The organism is Bradyrhizobium sp. 45 (assembly GCF_023073155.1).
GTDB classification, from domain to species: domain Bacteria; phylum Pseudomonadota; class Alphaproteobacteria; order Rhizobiales; family Xanthobacteraceae; genus Bradyrhizobium; species Bradyrhizobium canariense_D.
In genome coordinates this window covers 1-10,307 of record NZ_JADPIX010000073.1, presented here as the reverse complement: position 1 = coordinate 10,307, position 10,307 = coordinate 1, and the positions used below count along the sequence as shown (strand labels likewise).

The following is a 10,307-nucleotide window of genomic DNA, read 5'->3' as shown; positions in this document are numbered from 1 at the left end:
AACGTTGCTCACGATCGCCTGAAATCGCTGCTCACGATCCTCTGAAATCGTTGCTCACGATGCGCTGAAATCCGTGCTCACGATCCCGCGAAACGCGCATCTTGACGATGAACGGCTTGTACAGGCGATGGAGGAGGGGGATGAGCGACAATCTCACCAGTGGGGACCAGCGCGACCGTAGCAAGATCAACATGCATGAAGAGTTCCAGGCAAGTACTGGACCAAGCAACCTGGCGTCTCCACGGACGAACTGAGGAAGGCCGTCGACAAGGTAGGCAATTCGGCCGCCAAGAATTGGCGGCGCAACCGAGGCGCGCGGTATGCTTGCGATCTTTGGAGCAAGGCCCGCGCGCTTTTTCATGCCATGACCGATCCCAACTGTCCCATCTGCTTTGGCTTAGGCTTTGTCTGCGAGAACCACCCGGACCGGGGATGGAGCGCAGAGTTCGGCTGCCAGTGTGGTGCCGGTGATCCGTGCGCCTGCAACAGGTCGCCGGACATAGACGCGGGAATCGAGAGCCGGATGCCAGCCAGATCATCGAAGACGCAGGCGTGAAGAAGCGCCGTCATTGACGGGCCGCTTGATCGGTCCACGATCCACATCCTGTGAAGCGAGCGATAACGAGAACGTCGCCAATGCGTCGTCAATTCAACGGCAAACTTGGTCGTGGGTCGCGCATAAACGCTCCTCGGTCGGATGCACCCACCTGTTAGGCGCGATCTGCCGCGCATCGGTCAACTTGATCATGCGTGCGGGCGGCGAAGAGCGGGGCGTTCGACCGGCCCGACATCTGAGTGAAGCTTCCAGCTTCCAAAGCGGCGTATCCAGTGGGCGGCGGATCGTGTTCAACGGCAGGCTGGCCCGCGTCTTACAGCGGGCGCACTAAATGAGCTTCACCCTGCGAGCGGGACTGTCCATTTTTCCTAGAGCGAACGTCGGGTCCGCTGTCAACGTGGCGTCGGAGGCGGCAGCTCGGCACGCTTCCCATCGCCGTCTCGCGTATCGGCGTTGTTGCGCCTGCGCAAAAGGATGATCGCAAGAGCGCGTCACTGTCGCTGTAAGCCGGTCGCTAGCTGAAATTGGCTCGAAGGCAGCTTCTGACGCGAACCGGACGTCCATTCAACACCACCGCAACAACTTGTAAGGGCCGTGAACCTAGTCAGCAACCTTGACCCACGCAAAACCTCAAAACTCTGCTAGGTTCGAGCATCCGGGCGTTTGGCCCCTGCGGGGAGGCAATGGTGACAGACTCTGAAGTCTCCAGCGACCGACCGAATAAACCAGCATCCGATAGTGACCCACTGAACAAAACGCCATCTGACGACGAGCCTCCGGACCAACCGGCATCGAGGCGTAAATTTAAGGGTCGCTTCCGGGTGCGAATGCAAATGATCGGCGGGGCGCTCGCTTCGATTGCGGCTGTCGGTGCGATCGCGGGTGGCTTCGTCGGCTATTGGACTGTGTGGAAGACGCTCCGCACCGACGTGTTTCCGGACAAGCAACAGACGCAGAGGGAAGCTACTGCCCGGCCTGACATTGCTCCCCGCTTGTCACTTGTCATTCTGCCGTTCGCAAACGTCAGTAATGATCTGGAGCAGGACTATTTCGCCGATGGCATCACGACCGACCTGACGACCGACCTCGCGCAAATGCCCGGCGCGTTCGTTATCGGACGCGGAACGGCGTTTACATACAAGAACAAGCAGATCGACTTCAGGACGCTCGGCAAGGACCTTGGCATCCGCTGGGCGGTCCAGGGCGCGGTGCGGCGCAACGGGGATCAGGTTCGGGTCAACGTATCACTTACGGATATCGCGAGCGGTCGGGACGTCTGGTCCGATCGTTTCGACGGCGACCGTACGAACCTCGCCGCCTTGCAGGACCAGATCACAGCGCGGCTCGCGCGCTCGCTTAACATCGAACTGATCCAAGCCGAAAGCCGTCGCAGCGAAGTGGACCGATCGAGAAATCCAGACGCCACGGACTTCACGATGCGCGGCTGGGCAAAGCTCTATGGGCCGCAGTCGAAGATCCAAAATGGTCAGGCAATGGACCTATTCGATAACGCGCTACGCCTCGATCCGGACAACGTTGAAGCCATGATTGGCAAAGCGCGGTGTCTGGCGGCTGGTGTGAACAACCGATGGTCTTCGTCCGTTGTTGAAGACAAAAAGCAAGCGATCTACCTCATCGACAGAGTTCTGTCCAAAAGCCCGGCAAGCGCGAGTGCTCATACTACCAAGGGAACCATTCTTCTATTTGGACGTCCTGAGGAGGCATTGGCTGAATACGATGCGGCGCTCGAAATTGATCCTAATAATCCAGCTGCCTACGCTGCTAAAGCAATTGCACTCGTCGCCTCCGGGCGCGCGCGCGAAGCGTTCTCGCCGGTCCAATTGGCTCTCCGTCTCAGCCCGAGAGATCCTTTTGCTTTCCAATGGCACTTCTGGCTCTGCCATGCACACTTGCACTTGCACCAATATGGAGAGGCCATCGAGGAATGCGGGCGCTCGGTCAATCTGAACAACTCGCACATGTACGCTTATGTAGATCTGACTTCGGCTTATGGAGTCACGGGGCAATTGGAACAGGCACAGCGGAGCTTGACTGAATTGAACAAACTGCGACCAAACTTCACGGTCCAGTGGTACCGTGATCTTGTTTACTCAATGTCAACGAACCCGCAGTTTCGTCGAGAGATCGACGACATTCTCGATGGGCTGAGGAAGGGAGGGGTTCGGGAGCAATAAGAAGCAGGGCTATTCGCTTGCCCGTGGCGGACATCGCTCTGTTGAGCTATAAGCGCAGGAGCGAACGCCCTTTTGGCATCATCTGATGGGCCAGCAAGGTCAGTGGCAGGTCGCTGGTAGTGCGCCCGAAGTGTACGAACGGGAGTTGGTCCCGGCTGTGTTTGCGCCATGGGCCACCATCCTGATAGACCCCGCTCGACCGAAGTTGGGCGAACGCGTAGTCGATATTGCTTGCGGCACTGGAATAGTGGCGCGCCTCGCGGCGGTGAAGGTGGGCCCAACCGGGGTCGTGACGGGCATCGATCTCAATCCTGGCATGTTGAACGTGGCACGATCGCTTGGAATGGCCGATGACGCTGCCTCGGTTCAGTGGCAGGAGGCCAATGCAGACAAACTGCCGTTACCCGACAGCGCGTTTGATATTGTGTACTGCCAACTGGGCCTCCAGTTCTTCGCCGACAGACCAGCTGCTTTGCGCGAAATGCGCAGAGTTCTATGTTCAAGGGGAAGGCTCGTCCTCATGGTGTGGTGCGGCATTGATCGACGTCCCGGGTTTCAATCATTAGCCAAAATACTGGAGCGCCACATCGGTCCAGCGGCGGCCACGATCATGCGAGCTCCATTTGGACTGGCCGATGCCGATGAGCTGAGCCGACTTGTCGCTGCTGCGAACTTTCAGGACATCACGGTTCAACGGAGGGTCGGTGCCATCGAGTTTCCATCCGTCGAACGATTTGTATCCAGCTATGTTGCGGGTTCGCCACTGGCCAGTCATGTGTCGCAAGCAAGCGATGCGGCTCGGCAACGGCTGATATCCGATACAAATGCAGCTTTAGAGCCATATGTTGATAGTCGTGGGTTGTCGTTCCCAATAGCCGCTCACTTGCTTACTGCAACCGTCTAAGTGTGGCCTTGGCCTACCCGGACATAGGGAATGACGCAACAGCTTCAGCGTGTGCTCCTCTCGGCTAGTCTAGCCTGGATGACGCTCGTTGGATGGACGACGCAGTCCGCCGATCGGCCCGCGCAGCGCGTACCGTGTCCGCCATGGGACTCCAAGCAAACCACCCCGAGAAAGCGCGAACGTCGGCGGGCGTCCCCTCCAGCCGGACCTGCTGCCTATGCAAGGCTTCGGAGAAGCTTACTCGCCCCAGCCAAACTTTATAAAACGCCACGATGTCCGTCGAGACAATCACATCGATATCGAAGCCGGGGTTCTTGAGACAGACCGAAACGTCTGCGCGTTTGATCAGGAGCCAATAGCGCTGCCTCGGCCCGCCACCGAAATCGAACTGGATCACCACGCGGCGTTTCCCTATGGCTTCGATGCGCACGCGGCGCCGCATCCACCACAGCAGGACGACGGGATCGAGTTCGTTCGGCCGAGGATCACCGAAAGCCCAGCGCGCTCCCCATCCGCCAAATTGGTCGATAATCGATTGCAGGTCGCGCCCGGCGGATGTCAGTCGGTATTCAGTGTGCTTGCCCCGCGAGCCTCCGCGCCGTTCCAGCACGCCGGCTTGCTGCAACCGCCGCAGCCGTCCCGCAAGCAGCGTGCGGGACATGTGAGGAAGACCCGCTCAAGTTCGTTGAAGTGATTAACGTCGGCAAGCAGCTCGCGCACGATGAGCACAGTCCAACGGTCGGCAAGGATTTCCGCCGCTCGCGCCACGGGACAATATTGGCCGTAACGGTACATGATTGAGCGTATCACGCCGCGCGGGGGTGCGGAAGTAGTCCGGTCTTCGCACTAGCTTAGAGCTCGGCGAGCGCTTTACGCTGCAGCTTCGATTGCCATTAACGTCGACTGGCGGAAAAGGAGATTTATCATGCCAAACGACATCAGACGCGATTTTCTCCTGGCTCTCGCAACGGTACCGTTCGTGGCATTGCTTGGACAGGCGGGCGAGGCGCGCGCGCAAGTAGGCGTAAGCCCAGTCAAAGTCGATACCAACGGCTTGGTCGCCAAAATCAAGTTCGAGGCGCCACTTGAAGGATTCCTCAAGGAGATCAATGGAAAGTACAAGCTCAGAGTCACCGAGTTGACGCTTGCGCCCGGCGGACATGTGGGTGAGCACAATCACGAGTGCCCCGGCATCCGCCAAGTCACCTCCGGCTACATGACTTACGTCTTGCCAGACAAGGCTGTAGTTTACGGCCCGGGCGATTTCTTCTTTGAATCTGGCGATATGAACCACACTGTCTTTAACAAGACGGATGCACCCATGGTGCACGTGCTCTTCGAAATACTGCCGGTTAACCTGAACGGGCCTTCGCTGATTCGCTGATTCCGGTCAGGCATCATTAGAAGGCTGTTCGTCTGTGACGTGGGCTCGCAAGCGAGCTTGGCCCTGCGAGCTGGGACCGGCTGGAGCGAACAAAGTGGCTTCGGAAGCGGCAGCTCGGCCCACCGCCGTTTCGCGTATCGGCGTTGTTTGCGCCTGCGCACGCCTACGCAATAAGCCGAAGAGCGCCTCAGACACCGTGATGTCCGGTGTCGCTGGTAAACTGGTCGCGTAGCTGAAGTTGCCTCGAGGCAGCTTCTGAGCCGAAGCGGAAATGCTCATTCGCGGCGGCCTCACCCGCGCAAACAGTCAAGTGGATCAGCTCTACTGAGGCACCCTCGCGTGCTGAGCTCCGCCTGCGACACTGTGTTACTGTTTGTAGATCTGTAACTCTTGCTGGAGTGTTCCTCGGGGCGTAGCCTGCTCGCTCGCATTAGTTCTCTGCGCCATCACAAAGGGAGGGAACGATGGCCTTTAATCGTGTACTCATCGCATTGTTTTCGGTCGTTGCCATTCTGACCAGTTTTAGCGCCGTTGCACAGGGCGTGCCGCCGGAAGGCTCGGTCTCGGTCATATTCACCGCCACGCCTATTCCAGCACCCAAGCCAATGTCGATAGGCAACGGCAGAGAGTTTGTTTTTGTGAACCAAGCCATGGCAGCCTCGAACGAGGCTGGAAACCCTGTACTCAACAACATGGGTGGACGCTGTCAATTGAGCCGCCTTACGGATTCGTCCGCAAAGACCGCGGAGATTCACGGGTTTTGTACTTACATCGACAAGGACGGCGATCAAGTGTTCGAACAGTGTGACTGGATGCCGGGATCTCCCAACAATTGCAAGATCACTGGTGGAACGGGGAAATTTGAAGGTCTGCAGGCTGCGCTCGTCGTCACCATCGACCCGCTCAAGAGTAACTTCGATGGCATCAGCCAGGTCATTGGTCACAAGAAGGGAACGTACAAGTTCACCAACACGAACTGAGCCAACCAGGTGCCAACAGCTACGTACTTGAAACGATGCCAGTGATATCGCCTGGCATGGAGCAGTGACGTGATCATCGGCGGCGGAGACAAAGCTGATGAGGTGATGAGGTTTTCGTTGCGATCTGGCAAGTGCCGCCGTTGCATGGCCCTTGGCAGGATGGCCACAACAGCGGCAACTTGGCGAATTGGGTACCTAATGCCCGGCTTCATAGTTGGTCTTGACCTCAAACAAGAGTTGAACACATCTGGGGATGTGAGCCGAACAGCGTCATGACAGAAGCCGTCGCGGGTCCAAGCCGACGTGAGTACGTTTGTGGTCGAGGTCAGAAAGGGATCCGCACCGATCGTTGAGACGTGGTATCATTGTTTGGTCGTTGTCTTCAGGCTTCTGCGAGGATTGCAATGAAGCGACGAGAGTTCATTGCGGGAACTGCGGCGCTGCTCATTTCGCCACGTTCTTCGCAGGGGCAGGGCAAGCGTCGTCGACTCGGCTTTCTCGCCATAGGCGATGGAAGCGGCAAGGCCCTTAATCAAGCCGAGGTTGCGTTCATTGATGCGCTGCGAAGCCTAGGTTGGATACAGGGAAAAAACCTCACCATAGAGTATCGGTTTTCTCAACCCGCAGATCGACTGACCGACTCCGTCGCCGAGCTGATGGCCCTCGGCCCCGACATCCTGATCGCTCCAGGACCGCAAGCAGCAATAGCGCTCAAATCCGCGACCGGCACGATTCCCATCGTATTCGTGGGTGTCGCTGATCCCGTGCACCTCGGCCTCATACAAAGCCTGTCGCGACCAGGTGGCAACATGACAGGCGTGACGACCAACGTCCCCGACGACTTCTTCGCAAAACGTCTAGAAATTCTTCGAGAACTTGTTCCCGGCGCATCTAAAATCGCAGTCTTGATCAATCCAGATAATCCACTGCAAAGGCTGTACTTCGCGGAAGAGATCCCACGCATAGCCCGGCACCTCGGCGTGGCTCTGCCTCTCGTTCCGGCGACCAAGCCAGAAGAACTCGACATTGCCTTTGCCTCGGCCGCCGCCCAACACGCCGATGCGATCATTGATTTCGGCGATGCGCTCACTTATGCCCAGGCGCAGCGGATTATCGCGCTCGCGGCTAAGTATCACCTGCCAGCAAACTACTTGTTTCGGCATTATGCCGATGGGGGACTATCGGTATACGGGGCCGATACCGCCGATCTATTCCGTCATGCGGGCGACTATGTAGACAAGATCCTCAGGGGTGCCAAACCTGTGGACCTCCCGGTACAAAGGCCAACGAAGTTCGTCCTCATAATCAACGTAAAGACGGCCAAAGCGCTGGGTCTCACCGTGCCGACCTCGTTGCTGATACGGGCCGACCAAGTGATCGAATAAGGCTCCGCCGCGGTGCATGGGCCCATACCCGAAAGTCGCTTGGAGCATGTCATGTCGGCTGGCAGAGGGCAAACCGGACACCGATCCAGCTTGCAGCCTACCGCCGCTTTTCGACCCATAGCGGAATTGAAGCCGACACCTTTAACTTGGATCAATGCGTTCGCGCTTAACTGACCACAGCGGCCGATTTTAGCTCGCACCACCGGTTTCATTCCTGCTAGGTTAATTTCTATCCCCGGCAGATATCATTTGGGCGCCGGCGCTGAGAGTTCAAGCGACTCCCGCCTATCAGGCCGGAGTGGCGTGTCGTCATTTAGGTCGCACGAGGGTGATCGGATGCCGGCAAATCTTGCGTCAGCGCTCATTACGAAACTCGCTGTATCGAACCACCTGGATGGCGAAGACATCCGCGCCATTCAGAGCCTGCGGATTCGCGAGCGGCATCTCGGCGCGCGTGAAATCATTGTCGCTGATGGCGTTCGTCCCGGCGAGTGCTGCCTGATCGTTGAGGGGTTTGCCTTCCGCTCGAAAACGACCGCGGACGGAGAGCGACAGGTCCTGTCCTTGCATATTCCCGGCGACATACCTGACCTTCAAAGCCTTCACCTCGGGATCATGGACCATGATCTGGTCAGCCTTTCGCCTTGCACGCTTGGGTTCATTTCGCACGCCGAGCTGACGGAGGTGACGGCGCGACACCCGCACCTAGCCGCGGCCTTGTGGCGAGAGACCTTGATCGATGGTTCTATCTTCCGCGAATGGATCGTGAATGTCGGGCGGCGCGCCGCGCTGCAGAGAATGGCTCACCTGTTGATCGAAGTGCACGAGCGACTTGAAGCAATCGGACGCACTCGCGGCGGGGAGTTTAGCTTGCCCATCACTCAAATTGATCTTGGCGATTGTTTGGGACTTTCAGTGGTCCATACGAACCGTACCCTTCAAGCTTTGCGCGGGGAACGGTTGGTGGAAACGGACAAGTCCGGCTTCAACTTGCTCGACCAGGAACGCTTGAAAGATCTGGCAGGATTCGATCGGGCCTATCTCCATCTGACGCCAAGCCGCTAGAAAACTCAGAGCCTCGCAGCTAGTTGGTACCTCACGCCGCGGCTGCTGACGCCGCGAGGACCTGCTGACGCTCCGTTAGGAACCTGCCCTCGGTACTTGGTTTGTTGTCTCCCTCGCTCATCCGAGCTGCCGGAGCGGCCCCGGCCTATAATCTCCAGCCCGCTGAAGCCGGGGCCGTTTCTCCGCCGTCCGGGGCGGCCTGCTTACGGCAACAGTGGCCTATAAACCGAGGGAGCGGTGCCCTGAAGAACTATCCTGTTGACCCCGGACGTCCGCGGGAATGCGGTGAGGTCGCTTGTCCAGAAAGCTCGATCATGGCCTTGGATGCCGAGGACGAGCTAGAAGCTTTGCGGATTGGGAAAAAAATGGCGGCCATGCTCAACAAGGCAATTACCGTCAGAGCTGCCGACCGCAGGATATTGGCGAGGCTGCAGCCGCCAAAATCGAGCCCTCGCTAGCCCCCGACAGGAAGGCCGAACGAGCTACCCCGGCGTAAGCTGATGCGTTCGCACAACGGGCATCGTTGCGCCGGTGTCGTATTGTTCACTTGCGATCCGCTCAATTGTCGAGCGATGCCTCTTGAAGGTCTCAATAACGTCGCTTGGGCTGGTTCCGTCTGCCGCAGCGCGATCCCGCAGGGCGGCTATATCCACTCGGTAATCGATGCGGTCGTCGCCCGCGAACATCGCAAAGAACAACGCTTCATTGTTCGAGGCATCGAACTCGCCAGATGGATCAGAGGTAAGGGGCATCTCGGGAAGTCCGTCGCTCAAGTCTTCGATAAATCGCGGCTCAGCTGGGATGAAGTCTCGCCGTCATCCCAGCGCTCAACCTTCAGCGCAAAGAACGGCCCCAGGCCAAGGTGCCACGACCTAGGGCTGAGGGCCGCTCCCGGCTACCGAACCGATAACCTCATGCGTCTGAAACGCATGCAGAACCAAGAGCGGATGATGGGCATCGTTCCTATCGCGGCTTCTCGATCGCTCCGGCTGATGACGGTCGGACGCTGGCCTGTTTCCGAAGTGGCCTAGTTTGAGTTGAGCAGTGGCCTGCCTTGCTGTTTTAACGTGCATCGGGAACGAGCGCACTTAACCTGCATCAAGAATCTGAACGGCCCAATTGGGGGATTGGCCTATGGGCGTGGAGCGTATGCACCCACCGAAATACTGGCTTATGCGTGCGGAGGAGTTCCACACGAAAGCGGATAACTGCCAATATCCGGGGACCAGAGACTCGCTCCGTCAAGTTGCGAAGAACTTCGAGGCGTTGGCTCGCCAAGCGCAGATGATCCTCGATCTCACCACCCAATCGGATGAGCGCGGCCTAGAAGCCCGCCGGGTGGCACAAGAACACGCGGACGAGCAACGGATGAACTAAGGCCGCCGCACCGTGCGGCCTCTTTCTTCGCCCGCAAGCATCTTCCGCTCATGGCGCTTCCGTTGGCGGGGTGTCGCTGCATGTCAGCTCACAAGTGGATTGTGTTGCAAAACTCGTTTCTGACTTGGGGGCGAGCTTGGCTTTGGAGTTTCGGCGGTTTTTTTGGTAAGGGGTGTCGGCGGTTTCCGTTTTGCGGCGGATTTCAGCACGCGACTGCCAGTTGTGGCGGGGGACGGCAGATTAGCTTGGCCAGCCGCCTCAGGTTCTGCGCGGTGGCTGTGAGCAGCACTTCGTCCCTGACGCCATTCAGGCCCCGCAGCCGAAGCCGGTCGAGCCTGAGAATGCGTTTCATATGAGCAAAACGCATCTCGACCTTTTTGCGCTCGCGGTGCGATTGCTCGAAGGCTTCCGTATTGGCCAGCGCACGGACATGATCGCGCACATCTTCGTTGACGTCACGG

At 58.3% G+C, this 10,307-nt stretch carries 10 protein-coding genes and 1 pseudogene; 9 read left to right on the top strand and 2 right to left on the bottom strand.

Annotation, left to right across the window (positions count from 1 at the left end; genetic code table 11):
- Window positions 1-140: 140 nt before the first annotated feature.
- The 3 genes and pseudogenes from IVB42_RS13255 to IVB42_RS13245 form a co-directional block, all read left to right on the top strand.
- A pseudogene (locus tag IVB42_RS13255) lies at window positions 141-289 on the top strand (DUF3606 domain-containing protein); the annotation flags it as partial.
- Window positions 290-1,383: 1,094 nt separating this feature from the next.
- On the top strand, window positions 1,384-2,751 hold the full coding sequence (locus IVB42_RS13250; RefSeq protein ID WP_018456661.1) for a tetratricopeptide repeat protein: 1,368 nt from the start codon (window positions 1,384-1,386) through the stop codon (window positions 2,749-2,751).
- A gap of 85 nt (window positions 2,752-2,836) precedes the next feature.
- Window positions 2,837-3,655 (top strand): methyltransferase domain-containing protein, encoded by an 819-nt coding sequence (locus tag IVB42_RS13245; RefSeq protein ID WP_247369301.1) that lies wholly within the window; start codon window positions 2,837-2,839, stop codon window positions 3,653-3,655.
- Window positions 3,656-3,719: 64 nt separating this feature from the next.
- Here the strand turns inward: IVB42_RS13245 and IVB42_RS13240 are convergent, their stop codons facing one another.
- Window positions 3,720-4,316 carry a winged helix-turn-helix transcriptional regulator gene (locus IVB42_RS13240; protein WP_247369298.1) on the bottom strand — a complete coding sequence of 199 codons (597 nt, stop codon included), beginning with the start codon at window positions 4,314-4,316 and terminating at the stop codon, window positions 3,720-3,722.
- A gap of 264 nt (window positions 4,317-4,580) precedes the next feature.
- Between IVB42_RS13240 and IVB42_RS13235 the strand changes: the two genes are divergently transcribed.
- The 6 genes from IVB42_RS13235 (at window position 4,581) to IVB42_RS13210 (ending at window position 9,846) form a co-directional block, all read left to right on the top strand.
- Window positions 4,581-5,039, top strand: coding sequence for a cupin domain-containing protein (locus tag IVB42_RS13235; RefSeq protein ID WP_247369296.1), 459 nt, complete (start codon window positions 4,581-4,583; stop codon window positions 5,037-5,039).
- A 464-nt stretch (window positions 5,040-5,503) separates the two neighbouring features.
- Entirely contained in the window at window positions 5,504-6,019 is a 516-nt protein-coding gene (locus IVB42_RS13230) for a hypothetical protein (protein WP_247361344.1), read from the top strand.
- 404 nt (window positions 6,020-6,423) lie between these two features.
- Window positions 6,424-7,404, top strand: a complete 981-nt coding sequence (locus IVB42_RS13225; RefSeq protein WP_247361346.1) for an ABC transporter substrate-binding protein — start codon at window positions 6,424-6,426, stop codon at window positions 7,402-7,404.
- Between the two features lie 336 nt (window positions 7,405-7,740).
- Window positions 7,741-8,469, top strand: a complete 729-nt coding sequence (locus IVB42_RS13220; RefSeq protein WP_247299862.1) for a Crp/Fnr family transcriptional regulator — start codon at window positions 7,741-7,743, stop codon at window positions 8,467-8,469.
- A 500-nt stretch (window positions 8,470-8,969) separates the two neighbouring features.
- Window positions 8,970-9,500, top strand: coding sequence for a hypothetical protein (locus tag IVB42_RS13215; protein WP_247399526.1), 531 nt, complete (start codon window positions 8,970-8,972; stop codon window positions 9,498-9,500).
- Window positions 9,501-9,603: 103 nt separating this feature from the next.
- Window positions 9,604-9,846 carry a hypothetical protein gene (locus IVB42_RS13210; RefSeq protein ID WP_018456650.1) on the top strand — a complete coding sequence of 81 codons (243 nt, stop codon included), beginning with the start codon at window positions 9,604-9,606 and terminating at the stop codon, window positions 9,844-9,846.
- Between the two features lie 202 nt (window positions 9,847-10,048).
- On the opposite strand, the gene IVB42_RS13205 is transcribed toward IVB42_RS13210, so the two are convergent.
- Window positions 10,049-10,307 (bottom strand): transposase (locus IVB42_RS13205; protein WP_247399524.1); only part of this gene is annotated, 259 nt, incomplete at its 5' end.

What these genes read in the sequence shown, in the direction of transcription:
- IVB42_RS13250 (WP_018456661.1), top strand. Translation starts at nt 1,384, where the DNA reads ATGCAAATGATCGGCGGGGCGCTCGCTTCGATTGCGGCTGTCGGTGCG.
- IVB42_RS13245 (WP_247369301.1), top strand. Translation starts at nt 2,837, where the DNA reads ATGGGCCAGCAAGGTCAGTGGCAGGTCGCTGGTAGTGCGCCCGAAGTG.
- IVB42_RS13240 (WP_247369298.1), bottom strand. Translation starts at nt 4,316, where the DNA reads ATGTCCCGCACGCTGCTTGCGGGACGGCTGCGGCGGTTGCAGCAAGCC.
- IVB42_RS13235 (WP_247369296.1), top strand. Translation starts at nt 4,581, where the DNA reads ATGCCAAACGACATCAGACGCGATTTTCTCCTGGCTCTCGCAACGGTA.
- IVB42_RS13230 (WP_247361344.1), top strand. Translation starts at nt 5,504, where the DNA reads ATGGCCTTTAATCGTGTACTCATCGCATTGTTTTCGGTCGTTGCCATT.
- IVB42_RS13225 (WP_247361346.1), top strand. Translation starts at nt 6,424, where the DNA reads ATGAAGCGACGAGAGTTCATTGCGGGAACTGCGGCGCTGCTCATTTCG.
- IVB42_RS13220 (WP_247299862.1), top strand. Translation starts at nt 7,741, where the DNA reads ATGCCGGCAAATCTTGCGTCAGCGCTCATTACGAAACTCGCTGTATCG.
- IVB42_RS13215 (WP_247399526.1), top strand. Translation starts at nt 8,970, where the DNA reads ATGCGTTCGCACAACGGGCATCGTTGCGCCGGTGTCGTATTGTTCACT.
- IVB42_RS13210 (WP_018456650.1), top strand. Translation starts at nt 9,604, where the DNA reads ATGGGCGTGGAGCGTATGCACCCACCGAAATACTGGCTTATGCGTGCG.